This is a genomic window from Desulfurivibrio alkaliphilus AHT 2 (genome assembly GCF_000092205.1).
Taxonomy (GTDB): domain Bacteria; phylum Desulfobacterota; class Desulfobulbia; order Desulfobulbales; family Desulfurivibrionaceae; genus Desulfurivibrio; species Desulfurivibrio alkaliphilus.
This window is the reverse complement of record NC_014216.1, coordinates 55106-76110: the sequence shown is the minus strand read 5'-3', so window position 1 is coordinate 76110 and position 21005 is coordinate 55106. Positions and strand designations below refer to the sequence as shown.

16 protein-coding genes and 1 pseudogene are annotated in these 21005 nt (G+C 60.7%); 3 read left to right on the top strand and 14 right to left on the bottom strand.

Translation table 11 applies throughout. The annotated features are described in order from the left end of the window. Nucleotides 1-6: 6 nt before the first annotated feature. From DAAHT2_RS00345 to grpE, 6 genes and pseudogenes are all read right to left on the bottom strand, one after another. Nucleotides 7-1077, bottom strand: a complete 1071-nt coding sequence (locus DAAHT2_RS00345; RefSeq protein ID WP_013162306.1) for a GGDEF domain-containing protein — start codon at nt 1075-1077, stop codon at nt 7-9. 321 nt (nt 1078-1398) lie between these two features. Next, nucleotides 1399-2650 (bottom strand): annotated as a pseudogene (locus DAAHT2_RS00335) (IS256 family transposase). Nucleotides 2651-2755: 105 nt separating this feature from the next. Next, nucleotides 2756-3016: a LapA family protein gene (locus DAAHT2_RS00330; protein ID WP_013162305.1), complete on the bottom strand. Its 261-nt coding sequence runs from the start codon at nt 3014-3016 to the stop codon at nt 2756-2758. An 89-nt stretch (nt 3017-3105) separates the two neighbouring features. Further along, entirely contained in the window at nt 3106-4071 is a 966-nt protein-coding gene (gene trpS / locus DAAHT2_RS00325; RefSeq protein ID WP_013162304.1) for a tryptophan--tRNA ligase, read from the bottom strand. A gap of 139 nt (nt 4072-4210) precedes the next feature. Next, a complete protein-coding gene (dnaK, locus tag DAAHT2_RS00320; RefSeq protein ID WP_013162303.1) occupies nt 4211-6130 on the bottom strand; it encodes a molecular chaperone DnaK in 1920 nt (639 codons plus the stop codon). Between the two features lie 100 nt (nt 6131-6230). Beyond that, a complete protein-coding gene (gene grpE, locus DAAHT2_RS00315) occupies nt 6231-6851 on the bottom strand; it encodes a nucleotide exchange factor GrpE (protein ID WP_013162302.1) in 621 nt (206 codons plus the stop codon). 223 nt (nt 6852-7074) lie between these two features. On the opposite strand from grpE, the gene DAAHT2_RS00310 reads away from it, so the two are divergent. Together DAAHT2_RS00310 and DAAHT2_RS00305 are read left to right on the top strand one after the other, a co-directional pair. Next, a complete protein-coding gene (locus DAAHT2_RS00310) occupies nt 7075-7881 on the top strand; it encodes a carbonic anhydrase (RefSeq protein ID WP_013162301.1) in 807 nt (268 codons plus the stop codon). Between the two features lie 16 nt (nt 7882-7897). Next, the gene (locus tag DAAHT2_RS00305) at nt 7898-8809 is read left to right on the top strand and encodes a DMT family transporter (protein ID WP_013162300.1); all 912 of its coding nucleotides are present in this window, start codon (nt 7898-7900) and stop codon (nt 8807-8809) included. On the opposite strand, the gene DAAHT2_RS00300 is transcribed toward DAAHT2_RS00305, so the two are convergent. After that, nucleotides 8754-9407, bottom strand: coding sequence for a DUF4405 domain-containing protein (locus DAAHT2_RS00300; RefSeq protein WP_013162299.1), 654 nt, complete (start codon nt 9405-9407; stop codon nt 8754-8756). The genes DAAHT2_RS00305 and DAAHT2_RS00300 overlap by 56 nt on opposite strands. 243 nt (nt 9408-9650) lie before the next feature. Continuing rightward, on the bottom strand, nt 9651-10763 hold the full coding sequence (locus DAAHT2_RS13590) for a putative metalloprotease CJM1_0395 family protein (protein WP_049824332.1): 1113 nt from the start codon (nt 10761-10763) through the stop codon (nt 9651-9653). A 398-nt stretch (nt 10764-11161) separates the two neighbouring features. Between DAAHT2_RS13590 and DAAHT2_RS00290 the strand changes: the two genes are divergently transcribed. Next, a complete protein-coding gene (locus DAAHT2_RS00290) occupies nt 11162-14140 on the top strand; it encodes an AsmA family protein (RefSeq protein ID WP_013162297.1) in 2979 nt (992 codons plus the stop codon). A gap of 22 nt (nt 14141-14162) precedes the next feature. On the opposite strand, the gene DAAHT2_RS00285 is transcribed toward DAAHT2_RS00290, so the two are convergent. From DAAHT2_RS00285 to nqrE, 6 genes are all read right to left on the bottom strand, one after another. Then, a complete protein-coding gene (locus tag DAAHT2_RS00285; protein ID WP_013162296.1) occupies nt 14163-16037 on the bottom strand; it encodes an ATP-binding protein in 1875 nt (624 codons plus the stop codon). Next, nucleotides 16037-16837 (bottom strand): substrate-binding periplasmic protein, encoded by an 801-nt coding sequence (locus DAAHT2_RS00280; protein ID WP_013162295.1) that lies wholly within the window; start codon nt 16835-16837, stop codon nt 16037-16039. The genes DAAHT2_RS00285 and DAAHT2_RS00280 overlap by 1 nt, the downstream gene beginning before the upstream one ends. A gap of 53 nt (nt 16838-16890) precedes the next feature. Further along, nucleotides 16891-17508 (bottom strand): hypothetical protein, encoded by a 618-nt coding sequence (locus DAAHT2_RS00275; RefSeq protein WP_013162294.1) that lies wholly within the window; start codon nt 17506-17508, stop codon nt 16891-16893. A gap of 155 nt (nt 17509-17663) precedes the next feature. Then, complete coding sequence (gene ccsA / locus DAAHT2_RS00270; protein ID WP_013162293.1) at nt 17664-18692, bottom strand: cytochrome c biogenesis protein CcsA; 1029 nt, start codon at nt 18690-18692, stop codon at nt 17664-17666. Between the two features lie 470 nt (nt 18693-19162). Beyond that, nucleotides 19163-20389 carry an NADH:ubiquinone reductase (Na(+)-transporting) subunit F gene (gene nqrF / locus DAAHT2_RS00260; RefSeq protein ID WP_013162292.1) on the bottom strand — a complete coding sequence of 409 codons (1227 nt, stop codon included), beginning with the start codon at nt 20387-20389 and terminating at the stop codon, nt 19163-19165. Next, entirely contained in the window at nt 20389-21000 is a 612-nt protein-coding gene (nqrE, locus tag DAAHT2_RS00255; RefSeq protein ID WP_013162291.1) for an NADH:ubiquinone reductase (Na(+)-transporting) subunit E, read from the bottom strand. The genes nqrF and nqrE overlap by 1 nt, the downstream gene beginning before the upstream one ends. Nucleotides 21001-21005 lie beyond the last annotated feature (5 nt).

The window sequence follows — 21005 nt, the reverse complement described above, 5'->3', positions numbered from 1 at the left end:
CGCGTTTCAGCTCGAATTGCGGCTATCCTGTTCTTGCTTGCTTAAAGGTTCCAGGCAGCAGCAGCCCAGCCCTTTGGCGCGGTATAGCGCCTCGTCGGCCCGCTGCAGCCAATCGTCCAGCGACAACCCGGCGGCCCACTGGACTATGCCGACGCTGATGCCCATCTTACGCCGGTCTTCGCCAAAGCTTAAGGCGCTCACCGCCGAGCGGATCCGTTGCGCCATAATTTTGGCGGCCTTCGCATCGCTACCGGGCAAGACCAACAGAAACTCATCGCCTCCCATCCTGACCAGCAGGTCACAGGTGCGAACCATACCGGCCAGGGTTTCGGCCACCCGGCAAAGGGCGCGATCCCCTTCGGCATGGCCGCAACTGTCGTTAAGCAGTTTAAAGCGATCCAGATCCATGCTGAGCAGGGTCAGGGGCTGCTGATAACGGCGGGCACTTTCCAGCAAGGGCCCGATTCGTTCGTCAAAAACCCGACGATTGGCCAGCCCGGTGAGAAAGTCCCGCCGGGCCTGGTCGAACAGGTCGCCATAATCCAGCCCCCGCTGCAGCGGTTCCGCCAGAATACCGACGATCCCGGCCAACAGATCAATTCCTTCCTGATCAATGGTCGCCGCCCGCCGCATCAACAGCAGCACACCACTGTCACTGGCCAGCTCAATGGTCCAGCGGCAGCCGTAAAAGTCATCCTGCCAGCAGCAGGGGGAGGCGGTTTCAGATGTCGGGGATACCAGAAATTTGTCGGCCATTTCCAGCATCCGGCGGCGCAAGGGGCCGTGCGATGAGCACAAAACATGTTTCCGGCTGCCGTCAAAATTGCGAAACCCCACCAACTCGTGCTCCACATGGGGCATCAGCCAAAGGGAAAAGGCCTCCAGCATCCCGGGCAAATCGGTGGCGCCGGCCAGCCGGCCCTGCAGCTTGTTGACCAGGGCCAACCAGAGCGTCTGGCGACGATAATGATCAAGCTGCACCAGCAGACTGTCAACCTGATTGCCATAAATCGAAGCTTCCTGACCAGGCAAGGGCGCTTTAAGGTTTTGGTGGGCAGCGACGACGGCAGCATTCATAACATTCTCCCCGTGGCATTGGTTCTACCGTTGTCCAGCTGGAGATGCTATTTTCGTGCCAAAACAGGGTGGAACCACAAAAAACCTCAACCAACGGCAGGTGGCCGGCTAAACCCACCATTACAGCCGGTTAAACTGCTGACAAAGAGAGACGGCAACCAGAGCCCAAAAACCGGGCCAGGAAAAAGAGGCCCACTTTTGCCGGCCTCACTGTGGGAGGGTAGGAAAATTTTACCGAAAACCGGTGGGGCGGCAGTGGCCAGAAAGATTTTCCAGCAGACAGCTAATGGGAGTTATTGTCAAATCTGGTGTACGGAGTCCTCAGGCGGCCATCCGCATAGGTTGATCTGACACCTTGATTCCGTTTTTGAATTGTATGCCGGTGACGACCTCAGCCAGCCGGCGAAATCCCTTGATCTTTTTCCATCTTTTTTCAGCGCTTTGCAGCAGCTTAAAGACCATGGTCAGGGTGGTGTCCCTGGAACCGCAGTTCCGTGATCTCTTGCTGCGCAGGCGCACAGTGGCAAAGGCCGACTCGATGGGGTTGGTGGTCCTGATATGCACCCAGTGTTCGGCTGGAAAAATCGTAAAAAGCCAGCAACTCGTCCCGGTCCTTGGCCAGGCACTCCATGGCCTTGGGGTATTTGTCTTCGAAACGGGCCAGCATACGATCAAAAGCCTGGCTGGCATCTTCCTTGGTCTCAGCCATCCAGATATCATGCAAATCAGCCTTGGCCTTGAGCTGAAGCTTTTTGGGCATCTTGTTCAGCACGTTGGCCGTTTTGTGAACCCAGCAGCGTTGGTGGCGGGTCTTCGGATAGACCCTGCCCAAGGCGTTCCAGAACCCCAAGGAACCATCGCCAACCGCCAACTCGGGGCCTGTGGTCAGGCCCCGAGCCCGCAGCCCGGCGAGAAGTTCATACCAGCTGTCGCTTGACTCCCGGTAGCCATCCTCCACCGCTATCAGTTCCTTGTGCCCCTGGTCGGTAACTCCAATGATCACCAGCAGGCAAAGCTTGTCATCCATGCGGACGTTGCTGTAGATGCCATCCACCCACCAGTAAACGTAGCGTTTTCCGTTCAGGTCACGTTGCCGCCATTTGGTGTGCTCGGCCAGCCATTTGGCTTTCAAGCGGGAGATGGTGTTGGCCGACAACCCCTTGGCCTGTTCCCCGAGGAGTGCGGCCAGGGCCTCCTGGTAATCGCCGGTGGAAATTCCTCGCAGGTAAAGCCAGGGCAGCAACTCATCGACACTGCGCGCCCGCTTCAGATAAGGCGGCAACAAACTGCTGTTGAACTTGAGGCCTTGGCCGCTACGATCTCGCACCTTGGGAACTTTGACCTCGACATCGCCGATTCCGGTCTGGATCGTGCGACCGGGAAGATAGCCGTTTCGGACCACTGTCCTGCGGCCATCTTCCAAGCGGCTGGAGTATTGGGCCATGAAGGCCTGTAATTCAGCTTCTACGGCCTGGGCAATCAGCATCCTGGCACCATCGCGCAAAAGGTCGGTAAGCGGGTCGGCGACATTGTTTCCTTGTTGTGAAAGAGCGGTTGGGGTAGACTTGGTCATGGCGTATCCTCCTGTGTTGGCTGTGATCGTCGTGGTGATCAATCAACCTGGATGATACGCCATTTTCCTCAGTTATCCCATACACCAGATTTGACTATAACCCAGCTAATGGTCGTTGGTGTCAAAATCCAGCAGCTTGCTGCCAGCACCCCGGCGGCCGCCGGTGATGCCCAGCGAAATCAGAATTCCGATAAAAACCCCGACCAGGAGAGTAATGGCCAGTAGCGCAGCCCGGGGCATGCTGACCTTGACAAAAAGGAGTTGCACCGTCACCGGTTCAACATTTTGAAGGATGACCACAATCGCCAGCACAGTCAAAACCAGTGCCAGCAACAGTTTCAGCTTAACCCTGTTAATCGTCTTCATCTCAGGCTCCTCTGACGCCAAGTTGAGTCAGCAAAGCTGTGGTCCTGGAACTTGGGGCCCGGGCCTTTACCAGCGCTTGCCCGCCCTTGCTAATAGCGTAAACCTACCCGACGGCGAACCTCCTCCAGGGTCGGAGCCGCCTTGGCCCGGGCCTTTTCCGCCCCCTGGCGGAGGATGTCCCGCACCTGGCCGGGGTCGGCCAGCAACTGTTCCCGGCGTTGCCGGGCGGGGCGAAAATACTCCCACAGCAGCTCCAGCAATTCCAGCTTGATCTTACCATACATGGCACCGCCGTTCAGGTAAAGGTCCCGCACCTCTTTTAAGCGATCGGCAGGGGCAAAAAGCTTAAAAATATTGTAGAGGTTGCAACGGTCCGGGTCTTTGGGTTCATCCACCGGGGTGGAGTCGGTAACGATGGCCATCACCCGTTTTTTCAACTCTTTTTCCCCGGTAAAGATGGGAATGGTATTGCCATACGATTTGGACATCTTCTGGCCATCAAGCCCCGGCACCACCGCCAGGTCGGCGTCGATCACCGGTTCCGGCAGCACAAAGGTGTCGCCGAACAGCGAGTTGAATTTAATCGCAATATCGCGGGCCACCTCCAGGTGCTGCTTCTGATCCTTGCCCACCGGGACCCTCTGAGCCTGGTAGAGCAGGATATCGGCGGCCATCAGCACCGGGTAGGCAAAGAGGCCATGGCTGGAAGCGATCCCTTTGGCGATTTTATCTTTATAGGAGTGACAACGCTCCAGCAGCCCCATGGGGGTAAGGGTGGAGAGCACCCAGGTCAGCTCGGTCACCTCCGGCACATCGGACTGCACCCAGAAGATGCAGCGCTCGGGCTCCAACCCCAGCGCCATGAAATCGACAGCCGCCTCCAGGGTGCCGGTGGCCAGCCGCTGAGCGTCGTGCACCGAGGTGAGGGCGTGCAGATCAACAATAAAGGCGTAAAGCTCATGCTCGGCCATGTTACTGATCATCGGCTGCATCATGCCGAAATAGTTACCTATGTGCAGCTGCCCCGAAGGCTGGATACCGGAAAGAACGCGCATGTTTCAATGGTCCTGTTAATGGTTGCGGTTAAGTGGTGGCAGTAATCATTCGACAAAGCCCGGAGCATAAAAAAAAGGGGGAACGCAGGCAATAACTTTCTGCGTTCCCCCGACAAAGGTGCTGCTGGACGATTACGGGTTATTTGTCGTCTTTAACCTCTTCGTAGTCGGCATCCACCACGTCATCGTCGGCCTTGCCGGCGCTGCCGGCATCATCGCCGCCGGCCCCGCCCTCAGGACCGCCCTGCTGGGCGCCGGCCTGGGAGTACATCATCTCGGCCAGCTTGTGGGAGGCCTGGGTCAGGGCTTCAATACTCTGCTTGATGGCATCCACGCTGTCGCCTTCCATGGCCTTCTTGAGGTTGGCGATCTCGCCTTCCACCTTGCCCTTGGTGTCGGCATCCACCTTGTCGCCCAAATCGCGCAGGCTCTTTTCCGAGGCGTAAATCAGGGAGTCGGCCTGATTGCGCACCTCCACCAGTTCCTTGCGCTTGCGGTCCTCCTCGGCATGGCTCTCGGCGTCCTTTTTCATCCGCTCTATCTCCTCCTCGGAAAGACCGCTGGAGGCCTGGATCTTGATGGACTGCTCCTTGCCGGTGCCCGTATCCTTGGCCGAGACATGGAGAATACCGTTGGCGTCCAGGTCGAAGGTGACCTCGATCTGGGGCACCCCGCGGGGGGCCGGCGGAATATCGGCCAAGTCAAAACGGCCGATGGTCTTGTTGTCGGAAGCCATCTCTCGCTCCCCTTGCAACACGTGGATGGAAACCGCCGGCTGGTTGTCCGCCGCCGTCGAGAACACCTGGCTCTTCTTGGCGGGGATGGTGGTGTTCTTTTCAATCAGCTTGGTCATCACTCCGCCCAAGGTTTCAATACCCAGCGACAGCGGGGTGACATCCAGCAGCAGCACGTCCTTGACATCGCCTTTAAGTACGCCACCCTGGACGGCGGCGCCGATGGCCACCACCTCGTCGGGGTTAACCCCCTTGTGGGGCTCTTTGCCGAAGATCTCCTTGACCTTCTCCTGCACCTTGGGCATCCGGGTCATGCCGCCCACCAGGATTACTTCATCCACATCGGAGGCGCTGACCCCGGCGTCTTTCAGGGCGGTGCGGCAGGGGCCCTCGGTGCGGTCAATCAGGTCCGCCACCAAAGACTCCAGCTTGCTCCGGCTCAACTTGATGTTGAGATGCTTGGGGCCGGAAGCATCGGCGGTGATGAAGGGCAGGTTGATATTGGTCTCCATGGTGGAAGAGAGTTCCATCTTGGCCTTTTCCGCCTCTTCCTTGAGGCGCTGCAGGGCCATCTTGTCCTGCCGCAGATCAATGCCCTGGTCGCGCTTGAACTCGTCGGCCAGCCAGTTGACGATCCGCAGGTCGAAGTCTTCACCACCCAGGAAGGTATCCCCGTGGGTGGACTTGACCTCGAAGACCCCGTCGCCGATCTCCAGGATCGAGACGTCGAAGGTGCCGCCGCCCAGGTCGAAGACCGCGATCTTTTCCTCGCTCTTCTTGTCCAGCCCGTAGGCCAGGGAAGCAGCGGTGGGCTCGTTGATGATCCGCTGGACATTAAGGCCGGCGATCTGGCCGGCGTCTTTGGTGGCCTGGCGCTGGGAGTCGTTGAAGTAAGCCGGCACGGTGATCACCGCATCGGTAACCTTTTCACCCAGGTACTCCTCGGCGGTCTGCTTCATCTTGCCCAGCACCATGGCGGCGATCTCCGCCGGGGCGTAGACCTTGCCGTCCACCTCCACGGCGGCATCCCCGCCACTGCCTTCAACGATCTTGAAAGGGCTTATGTCAACGCTCTTTTTCACCTCGGCATCGGTGAACTTACGGCCAATCAACCGTTTGATGGCATACAGGGTGCGGTCGGGGTTGGTCACCGCCTGGCGCTTGGCCACCTGGCCCACCAGCCGCTCCCCGGCATCATTGAAGGCCACCACCGACGGGGTGGTGCGGCTGCCTTCGGCGTTGGTGATAACCTTGGGGTCACCGCCCTCCATGATCGCCACACACGAGTTTGTGGTTCCCAAATCAATTCCAATGATCTTTCCCATGATCAAATCTCCTCTTGATGGTAAAAATATCCAGGCCTTGGCGGCCAATTTAATTTATTTCACGGCGAAACCGTGCGCTGTTACTTGCCTTGCTTTAAACTCAGGCCGAGCTTCCCGGACCGTTGGAAACCACCACCTTGGCGGCCCGGATAAGACGGTCCTTGTACAAATAGCCCCGCTGAAACTCGCTGATGACGGTGTTGGCCGGAAACTCGTCACTGGCCTCCATGGCCATGGCCTCATGATAGTTGGGGTCGAAGGCCTGGCCTCTGCTCTCCAGCGGTTTAAGACCGAATTTCTCCAGCCCGGCCAGCAGCCCCCGGTAGGTCATCTCCACCCCTTCCAGCAAGGCGGAGGCGTCGTTGGTTTTATGCCCCTGCTCGATGGCCCGTTCCAGGTTATCCAGTGCCGGCAGCAGCTCCTTGAGCAGATCCTCCTCGGCATATTTAAAGGCGGACTCGCGTTCCCGCTGCATCCGTTTTTTGTAGTTTTCAAACTCGGCGGCCAGTCGCAACATCCGGTCTTCCAGGTCGTGGGCCTCGCTCCGGGCCTCGCTCAACTGCACCAGCAGGTCATCGGTTTCCTCGCCCTGCTCCTGCTCCGCGCTCTGCAACTCCCCTTCTGCCGATTCGCCGGCTCCTGCAGGCCCAGCCGCCGCCCCGAGTTCCTCGGCACCGTCCGGTCCGGCTCCGGGCTTTGCCATCTTTTCCTTTTCTTCCATACTCACAAGTTCCTCCGGGAAGCCTGTTTTTTCTTATTGTTGCGATAATTTTCAAATCTGCCGGAACGGTAAGTACGCCCACCAAGCTTGTCAAGGCAAAGAGTGGGTTATATTTGTCTAGCCTCAGCCTGGCCGGGGTTTGACAATTGCCTTTTTTGGCCGTAGAGTTGTCGCAAACGTCGCTCAGTCCGGCTCAACCTTAAAACAACCCGGGAAAAACGCCATGGCCAGAACCACGCTCTTCACGTTCTCCTTATTGTTAACGATTTTGCTGGGCCTGCTGCTGACCTTATCCCCTGCGGTCTCCCAGCCCACCCTGGAAGCGCTGCCCAAAATCCGGGCCGGCACCCCACCCCATTCGGTGCTGGGCAACATCATGGGCAGCAACCGCCAGTTCATGCAGGGCATCAAGGCCACCGACCCCGGCCGGCAACTGACCCAGGCCCCGCATCTGATCTGGCTGGCCGACCCGGACCCCCGCATTAGCCCGGAGATGGTCTGGGAACGGAAAGCGGGTGGAATTTATACGGTGCGCAACCTGGCCAACCAGCTGGAGCCGGCCGCCGCCGCCATCGACTACGGGGTTCGCAGCTTGCACGGCACCATCCTGTTGATCACCGGCAACACCGACAACCAGGCCATCGCACAATTTAATGAAGGCTATGAACATCTGGGAACGGCTATTCGCCGGGAGTTGAACCAACTCCACCCGCCCCTGGCCCGCCTGCTGGCCACGACCGGCAAAAGCGCCGAGGAAATGCAAAAACTGCTGGTCCGGCAAGTGGAAAGCAATGTGGATTACCAGGTCTCCCGGGCCCTGGAACGTTACCGGGACCGGGTGGACAGCGGCCGCCTGGTGGTGGCCGGCGGGGTCATTGATCTGGCCAATCATTACGGGGGCGGGCCGGGCAGGCTGTATCTGATCAACCTCAACGGCGAGACCGAGCCCGGGAAAATCAGGCAGTCAAGCCATGTCGTGCGGGTACCGCCGGAAATGCGCGACTACCTGGGGCGCCGCAGCGCGCGGTAACGCCACCATCTCGACAATGATCAGCGAGCAGCGCAAGGGCGAGCTTTACCTGCTGGCCGAGGAGTTTCTCTGGGGCTGGTTCCCCATCGTCACCCTGCTGACTTACCCCTACCTGGCCCCCCTGTGGTCCATGGGACTGACCCTGGCGGTGGCCGCAGTTTTTTTCGGGCTACTGATGAGCAAGCGGCTGGGGAGCAACCTCTGGCGGGAGCTTGGCAACCGGCGGGCCTGGAAAGATCTGGCCTGGTCGTCGTTTTACATCATGCTGCTGTTTGTTCTGCTCTTTACCGGGCTGGCGCACACCACCGCCGGTAATGCCGCCCTGATCCTCTTTCTGCAGGTCTTTTTCGCCTTTCTCTATTTCAATCTGCTGCAGGGCGAAAAGATGAGCCCGCCCCACCTGGCCGGCGCCGCCCTGATGAGCCTGGGCGCCTTCCTGGTACTTTTCCCCGGCGAAGCCGGACTCAACAAAGGAGATCTGCTGGTGCTGCTGGCGGCCATGGTGGCGCCCATCGGCAACCGCTACCAGCAGCGGGCCCGGCGGCATGTACATGCCACCACCCTGCTCTTTGTCCGCACCGTCACCAGCCTGCCGGTGGTGCTGCTGCTGGCCTGGGCTTACGCCAACCCGCCCGCCCTTGCCGACCTGCAGGCCACCTGGTGGCTGGTGGCCCTCAATGGGGTGTTCCTGATGGGGCTCTCCAAAATCTACTGGATCGAGGCCCTGCACCGGCTCAGCGTGACCAAAATCAGTGCCATGACCGCGCTCTCGCCGCTGTTTACCATGCTGTTTGCCTTTTTCATCCTGCAGGAAGTGCCCGGCGGCTGGCAGGTGGCCGGCATTCTGCCGATTCTGACCGGGGGGATGCTGATCACTCGGCCGCTTGACCCCGGCGAGGCGGTCCGGGGCTGCCGTCCCGGTCGCTGACCACCTCGGCTTTAATCAGCTGGAAAAGCTGCTGGGGAGAGACCCGGTTGGCCTGCGCGATGGCCAGGACGGTCTGCTGTTCATCGTCAAACTCCATGCCGCCTTTCCGCAGCGCCTCCTTGACCTGGGGCAGATCATAACGCAACCGGGAGGCAAACTCCGCCAGGGTGGAAAGCTCGGCATGGCCGTACGGTGGCTCCCCGTATTTTTCCTCCGCCCGCTCCTTGAAGGTGTCGCTCAGCTGGATGATATTGACAAAAGGCGGCACCTCCAGGTAGGTCCCCACGCCAACCACCAGACTGATCAGCAGGGCCAGGCAGAAGTTGCCGTTAAACACCCGCAACCGCCCGAGCCGATCCTTGAGGTAGGCGGTGATGGGCTGCCAGTTGTAATAGATATGGAGAAAAATGCTGAGCAGAAAGAGGATGCCCAGGTTTAAGTGCAGGTCCTCCCACTGCGACTTGCTCAGCCACAGCAGTTGCCAGTCGGCCCAGTGGGCCACCCGGCCGGTGGGAACAATGTACAGCACCACGCTGGTGATCATTAACAAGACAAAACTGACCAGCGCGGTAAGGGAAGTGACACGACGCAACTTCATGATCCAGGCTCCTGCATGGGTGTGACAATAAAGCAACCGTTCAGCAGCACCGTACCTTCGGGGCGACCAGGCACCACATCTATGGAACCATCATTCTATAACAACAGAAAAAAGGAAGGCAAGAACAAAAAAACAGCTTAACCGCCGATGGAGCACCCGGTGATCAAGCTACTACCGGAGGGACGTAACTGATCACGGCCCCCCTGCGTGACGATCTTCCAAGGAGTAAGCGGTCACGGGGATTTATGCTCGCACTTGCAACTGAGGGGCGGCTTGATCAAAGGCTGCCAGGGCGGCAGCGGCCCGGCGGGCGGCAACCGGCGAGGCGGGACCGAAAGGCGGGGTGTAAGTGGCTGCCTCGGGTTCATTATCTGCAGCCGGGTCCAACCCGCCCTCACCGGCGCCGATAAAACGCATATCCAACTCGTGGCGAGCGGCTTCCCTCTGCTGCTCAAGCCGGATCATCTCCAGTTCGCGACGGGCCTCGGTCATGGCGGCGTCGGCCTGGGCAGCCACTTTGCGGTCCTGGGGCGAAGGGTCGGCGGGGGCCAGGGCGGCGGCCCGGATAATGCGCATTTTACGAATGGTGGCCTCGGGGCTGGGCTCCCTGGAGGTGTCGATACTTACCTCACCGCCCACCGCATACTTCTTGCCGTCGGGGCCGGTGGTATAGGTGAAGCTGGCCCCGCCCCGGGCATAGGGGCCGGCCACCGCCAGGTGGGCCATTTCATGGGCCTTAACCTGGCTGTCCAGCTGCTGCAGGCGGGCCACCTCCAGCTTTTCCTCCCGGCTGAGTTCCTGCACCAAAGCCTGGCCCGCTTCCCGCTGCACGGTGGGTTCAACGGCGGGCTCAACCGCCTGCGCCCGCTCGCCGCCGGCAGCCGGGGCCAGAGGATTGAGCGGACCACCCTCATTGCGGCCAGCGGCACCCGCTTCACCGGCAAAAGGATAAGGGAAGTAACCGGGCGCTACCCGGTTGGACTCCTCGGCGGCAGGAGCAGACGAGTTTTCCCTGACCGCCTCCCCGGCATTGGCCGGCGGCAAGCCACCGACGGCAGCGACCGTCTGGCCGGCAACAGCGGCGCCGGCCACCGGCCCCGGCCCGCCGCGAGCAAAGGCGCCATAGGCCCTAACCCCGCAGGAGGTACAGCTACCGCAACTGCAGGCCCCGGCCGAGACGGCGTCAACCCGGGCCATGGCCCGATTTTTCCACCACTGCCCCTGTTCAAAGATATCTCCGCCGGCGGACGGTCCACGGTCTTGGGCCGCCTCCGACGGCTTGATCCCCGGGGCCCCGCCACCGGCCGGTTTCACCGGCCAGGCAGAGATTCCTGAAAGTATGGCATTAAGATTCATGGCAGCCTTGGTCTCTGGTGTTCGAACCGCAATCACCGCGATTTGCGCGGCAGTCGGTATCCTTCTCATCGGCCAATCCCACAAAGAACTTAAATTTATTTTTTTATTTTTTTACCCCTCCCCCGCATTGATTTTGAGCGTTTATCAATTCAAACATAATATGATATTATAGCTGCTATTGATCCGCAGCCGCCAAGCTCATCCGTAAGCGTTCAGCAGCACCGCATCTTCGGGCGATCAGCCAGGCTTACGTACAGGGGGGACGCTGCGCCTGGCTGCTTGCCCGAACCTGCGGCACTGCTGAACGCTTACGGCACGTTAGACCGACAGTTTAGTACCCCTGGAGAACGGGTACGCTCATCCCAACCAACAGCTCACTTTGCCGGGAAGCCACAGTCATGAAGATTATTAAAATTACCCTGATCACCCTGATCTCGCTCATCCTGCTGCTAATTGTCGGCCTGGTGGCGGCGGTTCACCTGATCGACATCAACCGCCACCATGACCGCATCGCCCAGGTGGTTTACGACCAGACCGGGCGCACCCTCAGCATTGAAGGCGATTTTGAGTGGGGCCTGTGGCCCGAACTCTACCTTAAAGGGGGGCCCCTGAGCCTGGGTAATGCGCCGGGCTTTGACCGGGAACCCTTCTTCCACCTGGAGAGCTTTCATTTCTCGGTAACCACCTGGCCCCTGCGCCGCTCCGAGGTTCACCTGCAAACCTTGCAGGTTGCCGGCCTGCAGTTAAACCTGGAGCGCAACCAGGAGGGCATCGGCAACTGGGAAGACCTGGCCGCCGAACCCGACCCCGCCCCGGCTGCCAGGCCCCACAAAAAAAAGGACCCGGGCGCCGGGCTGCCCTTTGCCGCCCTGGCCCTGGGCGGCATCCAGATTGACCGGGTCAACGTCAACTGGTACGACCAGGCCAGCGGCCAGCAGGCCCATATCAGCGACCTGCGCCTGACGGTGGGCGCCCTGCAATTCGGCGAACCCATGCAACTGGAACTGGAGTTCACCGCCGCCAGCAACCAGCCGGAACTGGAAGTGGCCGCCAACGCCCAGGCCACCCTGCTTTATGACCTCAACGCCGGTCGCTATGCCATTAAACCGCTGCAGGCGGCCGCCACCTTCAGCGGCCCCACGGTACCCGGCGAACAGACCACCATGACCCTGCACACCCTGCTCAATCTGGACACCGAAACCAGCCGGGCCAAGCTTGAAGATTTCCGCCTGCAAGGGCTGGGCACCCTGGTGCAGGCCCAATTGGCCATGCATGACCTGGAGGCCGGAATTCCCGGCTGCCAGGGCGAAGTCACCGTGGAGGTCGCCGACCTGGTGGAACTGCTGGAGGTTTTCGACTCGCCCCTGGGCCGCCAGCTTACCGCCGTGCAGGACCGCAGCATCAACCTGGCCACCGAGTTCACCGTCGACCCGCAACAGGGCCGGATCATGGTGCCCAAGCTTACAGCCAAGCTGCTGGGCACCACGGTGCGCGGGCGCCTGGAGGCAGACAACATTTATTCCGACCAGCCCGAGGTTCTGGGGGGTATCCGGGCCGAAGGGTCAGACTTGCCGGCCCTGCTGGCCATCGCCGCCCGTTTGCAGCCCGGGGCCGATCAGCAAGCCCTGAGCAGGGCACTGGCCGGCCTGCGTGACCGGGGCCTGCTGGCCGAGGCCACCTTCAACAGCGAAGGGGCCGACATCGTCGTCCCCCACCTGCACCTGCGGGCGCTGGCCACCGAGCTTACCGTAAACGGGCGAGTAAGCAAGCTGGACGCCGAACTGCCCGCCCTCGACGGCCAGGCCAGGCTGGCCGGTCGCGACCTGCCGCTGCTGCTCAAGGTCGCCAGTGCCTTCCAGGGCGGGCCCACCGCCCAGACCGACGACGGCCCGCCACCCGGGGCCGAACTCTGGGCGCTGGCCGACCGGATTGCCGCCGCCCGCCGCCACTCCTTCAACCTGAGCACCGGGTTCTCCGCCGAGCCAGACCTTCAACGCCTGAGCATCGACAATCTTTCAGCCGCCATCTTGGGGCTGGAGGCCCAAATGGACCTGGCGGCCCGGAATCTTCTTTCTGAGCCGGACTTTAAGCTGGCCCTTTCCCTGGCCCCTTTCAACCCCCGCCAGCTACTGCCCATCCTGGAGGTGGAACTGCCGGACACCGCCGACCCACGAACCCTGACCAGCCTGCAACTCAAGGCTGAAATCGACGGCACCCCGGAGCGGTTCACCGTTAAACCCCTGCGCCTGGTCTTGGACGACACCAGTATCGGGGGTGAAGTGACGGTGCACGATCTTGCCCGGCAGGACCTGGCCTTCAAGATCGAAGTGGACGCCATCGACCTTGATCGCTACCTGCCGCCGGAAAGCGAAGAGCAGCCGGTAACCCCGGAAACCGCCGCCGCGGGCACCGCCCTGCTGCCGGTGGAACTGCTGCGCGAGTTGCTCCTTGAGGGTGAGTTGAAGGTCGGCGAGTTGAAAGTAAGCGGTTTGCGGGTCAGCAATTTTATGATGCAAGCCAGGGCCCGGGACGGCGAGATCCGGGTCGCCCCGCTGCAAGCAGCGCTGTACCAGGGCGAGATGGACAGCACCATCAACATCGATGCCCGTGGTGAACAGCCGCAGCTGCAAACCACCAACCGTTTGCGGGGGGTCCGCATTGGGCCGCTGCTGCGCGATTTGACCCAGGAACAGGAAAAAATCCGGGGCCGGGCGGATATCAGTTACGAGCTCACCACCCGGGGTAACGAGCTTGACGAATTCAAGGCCAACCTCAACGGCAAGGCCGAGCTCAGCTTCCAGGACGGCGAGGTGGTAGGGATCAATCTCGGCCGGCTGTTGCGGCAGACCACGGCCCTGATCGAGCGGCGCACCTTTGCCGCCGATGAGCAGGCGGTCACCGACTTTACCACCCTTAGCGGCAGCGCCAGGATTACCAACGGCCTGGTCAGCAACCAGGATCTGCGCATGATGTCTCCCCTGCTAAGGGTAACCGGCGAAGGAACGGCCAACCTGGTCAGCGAAGAGATCGACTATCTGCTCACCGCCGCCGTGGTGGCCACCGCCGAAGGCCAGGAGGGAGCGGAGCTGGACGCCCTGCAAGGGTTGGTGGTGCCCATCAGGATCAGCGGCACTTTCGAGAATCCCACCTTCCGCCCCTCTCTGGACGGCGCCGCCCAGGCCAAACTGCAGGAAAACCTGCGGCGACTGCAGGATCGGCTGCAACAGGAGGGCCGGCGAGCGCTGGAAGATCTGCTGGGCGTACCGCTGGATCGGCCGGATCGTAAAGATCCCGAAGCCCCCAGCCCGCAACAGCAACTGGAAGAGGAACTGGAGGAACGGCTGCGCGACGAACTGCGCCGCCGCCTGCGCTTTTAAACAGCCGGCCGAAGACAGGCGATTAAGTTGCGGAATCCCCGTCGAGCACCCGGCGCACCAGGCCGGCGATGTCATCCAGGCTGAAGGGCTTCATCAGGTAACCATCAATCCCTTCCCGCCTGGCCTGTTCGGCACTCATCCGGGTGCTGAAGCCGGTGCAGATAATCACCGGCAAATCAGGCCTGATCTCTCGCAGGGCCTTGGCCAGCTCGCCGCCGGTGAGCCCCGGCATGGTCTGATCGCTGATCACCAGATCAAAGGCCCGGGGGTCCTGGCGGAACAGCGCCAGCGCCTCCCGGCTGTCGGTCCGCCCCTGGGCGCGGTAGCCAAGGTGCCCCAGCAGGCCGGTAAGCATTTCGACGATCCTGCTTTCATCATCCACCACCAGGATTCGCTCCGTCCCCCGAGGCGCCGACTCGCCAGTATCGGCTGCCGGCGTTGCTGCCGTACCACCGGCAGCTTCCGCCAGCGGCAGAAAAACCCGCACCACCGTGCCCTTGCCCGGCTCACTGTAAACCGCCAGCCGCCCCCCATGCCCTCTTACAATCCCATGCACCATGGCCAGCCCCAGCCCGGTGCCTTTGCCCTGCTCCTTGGTGGTGAAATAAGGTTCAAAGATCCGCTGCCGGGTAACACCATCCATCCCCACCCCGGTGTCGCTCACCGTCAGGCAGGCATAATTCCCCGGCGGCAAAGGCTCCCCGGCAAGCTGCTGGCTGTCGCCAATCTCCACCCGGCGCAGATTAATCTCCAGCACTCCACCCTGCTCTTCCATGGCCTGGGCGGCGTTGGTGCAGAGGTTTAAAATCACCTGCTGAATCTGGGTCAGATCCGCCAGCACCTGGCCGCAATCGGCGGCCAGGTCTTGGCTGATCTCAATGGTGCTGGGCAAGGAAGAGCGCAGGAACTTGATATTCTCTTTAATGATCGGCTGCAGCTCAAGCCGGACGCGCTCCTGCTCCTGGCGCCGGCTGAAGGTTAAAATCTGCTGCACCAGGTCGCGGGCCCGTCTGGCCGCCTGCAGGATTTCTTCCACCTGCATTTTTTCCTGTTCCGCCGGCGACAACTGCATCTTGGCCAGTTCGCAGTAGCCGATGATGGGGGTGAGAATATTGTTGAAGTCATGGGCCACCCCACCGGCCAGGGTCCCCACCGCCTCCATCTTCTGAGCCTGAAGCAACTGGGCGGCCATCTTCTCCCGTTGCTCGCTTTCCGCCAGCAGAGCCTGACGCATTTCGTTGATGGCCGTTGCCACCTGGCCCAGTTCATCTTGGTCCGAGCCGCTCAAGCCGCCACGGTGGAGCACCAGCGGCCGATCCAGACGGCTTAGCTTGAGGGAGCGGGCGTAATCGGCCAGCACCCCGAGGTGGCGGCCCACCAGGAAGTAGAAGAGAAAAAAGATAAAGGTGGAAACAAAAAAGGTTTTCACCGCCTGGGTGGCAAAAATCACCAGCACCCGGCTCCACATCCGGGCATAAACCTCATCCATGCCCACCACCACCTTTAAGCGGCCCAGATCAATCTCCTGTCCCCGGTGGCTGTATCTCAAAGGGAAGTGGTACATCACACTCCGCTCCCGCACCGGCTCACCAATGGCAAAAGGCGCTTCACCCTCGCGCTTAATCTCCAGGTAACGGATGTCGGGCAGGTCGAGAATCCCCAGCAGTTGCACCCGGACCATGCGTTCGTTAAAAGACCAAAGCCCTTCGCTGATGCTTGCCAGGTAACCGGTTTCGATCTGCTTGATATTAGCTTCGATGCTCCGCAGGTCCCGGCGGTACTCGAAATAGAGGTGCACCGCCGTGCCCAGCAGGGTCACCACCGAGCTGAAGAGCAGGATATAGATGATAAAACGGCGACCGATGCTGTGCCACCAGGAAAAACGGGTGTTGCTCATCAGGGTATGTGCTCCTCGGCATCAAACGTTTCGAATTTCCCGAAAGCCCGGCGGCGCAGGCGCTCGTAGGTGCCATCCTCTTTCAACCGCCGCAACTCCCGGTCGATGGCCGGCAGCAGCTCCTGGTGCCGCTTGTGCAGGTAGAGGTACCAATGGCCGTGCAACAAAGAGGGCTCAAGCACCCGGACATCCTCCACATCCAGCCGCGCCACGGCCTCCAGGCCCAGAATCCGGTCGATCAGGGCCAGATCCAGGCGATCATGGGCCAGCATCAGAAAAAGCTGCTCGGTGTCATCAAGCATGATACGGCGGGGGTGGTCGGCGGTAACATCTTCCAGGATTTTCCAGCCGCTTAAAAAACCCAGCTCGTAAGGCTCCAGGCTGGCCGGGCCGGTCACTTCAAAATCGTGGCGGCGGCTGAAAATGGTCATCCGGTATTCCAGCACCGCCTCGGAGGTTCGGCGCAGATTTGGATAGATGGCGTCCAGGCCGGCAATCCGGCAGACATCGCCGTCGTCGATCCCGGCATCGGCATTGCGCAGGGCCCGTTCGCCGGGCAGCAGTTGAATTTCAAAATCAATGCCCAGGCGGCCGAAAAGCTCGGCATAAAGCAAATCGAGAAAGCCATCCTGGTCGGGAGAGGTAATGGGCGCGGAAAAGGGGCTGTTGAGCACCAGGCGCGGAGGTTCGGCGGGGCCGGAAGTGGGGTCGGAGGCGGGAGACGAAGTCGCACTGAAGGCCGGCTGCGTAATCAACAGCAAACCGGTGAGCAGCAACCACTGCATCAACGATAACGGCATCGCCCTCCCCCCAGTTTTTGAACGCCCCGTCCCCGGCAGGACGCCGCCAAGGCTTAGCCCCTGGCCGGCCAATAGCGGCGAACCAGCCCCGCTACCTGTTCAGCGTAGAAACAAAACAGCATCCCCAGCACCACCGCGCCGGTGGTGACCCAGAAGAGCACCAGATGCAGGGTGTGATAATTGTGGAAATAAAGATCCAGCACGAAAAGGATCAAACCCAAGTGTACCAGGGATGAACCCAGCCGCACCCAGTAATTTTTACTTTCAAAGTTGAGGCTGGCGCTGCCGGCCAGGGCCATGCCCAGCACCACCAGTTGCAGGGCCAGGGAGGCAAAGAGGATCAGCAACAGGGCCGGGTGGCCGCCCACCGCCAAAAAGGTGACCAGGGCCGCGGCCAGCAGGGCGACGGTAAAACGGTTGAGCCAGCGTTCCGGCAACAGCCGCTTGGGCACGCAGATCCCCAGCAGCAGGATCAGGGCGATGATAAAGGGCGCCATGATACCGTTCATGGTGTTCATGTAGGCCCACTGGGCGGCGGCGGGCAACTCGTGGATGGCGGCGGCCTTGAAATAAAACATCGCCGCCACGCAAATCACCGAGATGATCCCCAGCACTGCGGTGGTCGCCAAAATCAACTTATAATCGTATGAACTCGAACCTTTAGCTTCCATAAAAGACACCATACACCATTTTCATTGCATTTTACAAAGCCAACTTGGGCCAACCACTGCTGCTATAACGGGCTGTAAACGTGCAGCAGTGCCGCAGGTTGCGGCAAGCGGACCGGCGCCGCGTGATCGCCGCAAGATGCGGTGCTGCTGCACGTTTACAAAGAGTGTTCACCGGGAAAGATATAGGAGGCGACAAAGGTGAAAATCATCGCCACGAAACATAGCAGCCCCAGGGCGGCGGAAAAGTACCACATCCCTTTCTTGTTGGCATAGATCCGGGTATGCAGGTAAGTGCTGAAGATGGCCCAGAGCATGATGGAGCTGCTGACCTTGGGGTCCCACCACCAGTTGGGGCCCCAGGCCTTGAGGGCCCAGGGGTAGCCCAGCAGCATCCCCAGGGTGAGTAGAAAATAACCGAACTTGGCGTAGTCATAGCCCACCCTCTCCACTTCCAGCTCCCGGCGAATCAGCATCAGCAGGGAGACGGCAAAAAAGATGGTGATACAGGCATAAGAGATAAAGAGCAGTGGCGGGTGAAACCACATGTAGGAGGCGGTGTAGTAAAACTCCAGCCGGGGGTAGAGCTGCATGAACATTCCCAGTTGTTCCCAGGCCGAGGGGGCGGTGAACCAGGGGGTTATCTCGGCAAAAAAGCGCGGCAGGGGCTCGCGGAAAGGATCGGCCCAAACATAGAGCACCACCAGTTGAGCCGCCAGCAGCAGGTAGAGGCTGCCCCGGAAGCGCTGATTATCCAGGCGGCGGTGCACCAGCAGGGCCATCAGGGCAAAGCAGAAAAACCAGAAGTAGTAGCGCTGGTACTCGATCCAGGGCGGAATCAGGTAACGGGGCGGGGACTGGGGATCGTACAGCGGGATGCCGTAGGTGGCCCCCCGGTTCATCGCTTCCAGTTGCTGGTTGAGCATGGCCGCCAGTTGCTCCGGCAGTTCCAGCACCGCGTGCTGGGCGATCTGCCAGTGAAACCAGATCATTCCCAGAAAGCCCAGTAGCATCAAGACGGCGGTGAGCTGCAGCAGCCGGCCCGACCAGCGGGGCATGAAAGGGCGGGGGGCCAGCAGATTGCCCAGGCCGGTAACCGTTAACAGCAGGGCGCAAAGCAGCAGCAGGGGCATCAGCAAGGCCCCGCCTTGACTGTAAGTTTCAACCGCAGAAATCAGATTTTCCATAGTTCTTCACTGCACTGTTTTTTGCTTTGATGTTGGGGAGAGGTGCCCTTCGGTGGTTTTGACGTTGTTGGTTGTGGCCAAGGGGTGGTGGCGCGGAAACCGGTAGCGGCTCATTCTCGGCGGGCATCCTGCCCGCCTCCGAGGTGGCGGCGGCCTCCTGCACGTCCATGTGCCCGGCCGCCGCCAAACCCGCCGCTACCGGTTTCCGCGCCCCCCGTCCGAGCTGCAAGCAACTGGCATCTTGCCTTGGGGCACCCTGCAGGCGCTTACCTGTGGGGCGAGTTCGGCGGGTTGGGTTTTATTCCGTCGGTGCAGGTGGAACATAGCCGGCCGCCGGTTTTTTGGCACATGCCACTCAGGCCATGGGGGGTTTTACGCAAACGGTGTCGACAATAATTGATCAGCAGCCCGAATGCAACCACCACCGTTAAAGTCAGAGCCAGGGTTAGAAAAAATTCTAGCATAACAGCTTAGCCGAAGTCGTCGAAGAAGATGTGATCACGTTCTACCCCCAGCTCCTGCAGCATCTCGATCAGGGAGGCGGTCATGGCCGGGGGGCCGCAGGCGTAGTATTGGATGTCTTCGGGGGCCTCGTGATCCTTGAGATAGTTTTGGTACAGTGTCTTGTGGATATGGCCCACGGGGCCGGTCCAGTTGTCCTCCGGCCGGGGGCGGGAGAGTGAGAGGTGGAAGGAGAAATTGGGAAACTCCCGGGCCAGCTGTTCAAAATCGTTGAGGTAAAATACCTCCCGCAGGCAGCGGCCGCCGTACCAGAATGAGATCTTGCGCTTGCTCTGCCGCCCCTTGAGCAGTTCGAAAATGTGGCTGCGCAGGGGCGCCATACCGGCCCCGGCCCCCACATAGACCATTTCCGACTCGCCTTCCCGGATAAAAAACTCGCCGTAAGGCCCGGAGATGGTCACTTCATCGCCGGGTTTGAGGTTGAAGATATAGGAAGACGCCTTGCCCGGCGGGGTGGGGTTGACCTCCTCTTCATCCAGGGGCGGGGTGGCCAGCCGCACGTTGAGTTTGAGCATCCCCTTTTCGCCAGGGTAGTTGGCCATGGAATAGGCCCGGGTCACCGGCTGGTGGACCTTGGACATGTACTGGAACAGTTTGAAACGGGTCCAGTCGCCCAGAAATTTTTCGGCGATGTCGAAATCGGAAAAAGAGAGCACATAGGGCGGGATTTCGATCTGGATATACCCCCCGGGCTTGAAATCCACCTCCTCACCGGGGGGCAGCTTGAGCACCAGTTCCTTGATGAAGGTGGCGATATGGTGGTTTGATTCCACCACGCAGCGCCACTTTTTGGTCTCCAGCATCTCCGGCGGCACCTCGATTTCCATGTCCCGCTTCACCGGCACCTGGCAGGCCAGGCGCACCCCCTCCCGGGCTTCCCGCCGATTGATATGGGAGCGCTCGGTGGGCAGAATGGCCCCGCCGCCGCTTTTAACCGTGGCCCGGCACTGGGCGCAGGAGCCGCCGCCGCCGCAGGCCGAGGAGAGAAAAATCCCCTGGTCGGCCAGGGCGGTGAGCAGCTTGCCGCCTGGCGGCACGGTGAGTTTTTTCTCGCCGTTTACCACAATGGTCAGATCCCCGCCGGGCAGCAGCTTGCGCTTGGCGGCGATGATCAACCCCACCAGGAAGGTCTGGATCACCAAGTAGGCGACTATGGCAACCACTATTTCAAACATTAGAAGGCAATTCCCGCGATTCCCATAAAAGCCATGGCCATCAGGCCGGCGGCGATGAAGGTTACCCCCAGGCCGCGCAGGCCGGCGGGCGGGTCGGCGTATTCCAGTTTTTCCCGTATCCCGGCCAGCAGCACCACGGCAATCAGAAAACCGCCGCCGGCCCCCAGACCGTAGGCCACACTCTCACCCAGGGCGTAATCCCGCTCCACCATGAACAGGCTGGCGCCGAGGATGGCGCAGTTGACGGTGAGCAGCGGCAGAAAGATCCCCAGGGTGTTGTAGAGCGCCGGCACATACCGGTCGAGAAACATCTCCAGGATCTGCACCGTTGCCGCGATCACCCCGATATAGACCAGCAGCCCGAGGAAGGTCAGGTCGATATCGGCCAGCCCCAGCCAGCCCAGTGCACCGGGTTGCAGCACCAGATTGTAGATCAGGTTGTTGAGCGGCACGGTGATGGCCTGGATGATCACCACCGCCAGCCCCAGCCCGAAGGCGGTTTTGACCTGCCGGGAAATGGCCAGAAAGGTGCACATCCCCAGGAAAAAGGTGAGCACCAGGTTCTCGACAAAGAGCGCGGTGAAAAAGATCTCGAAATAGTGGCCGAACATGGCTT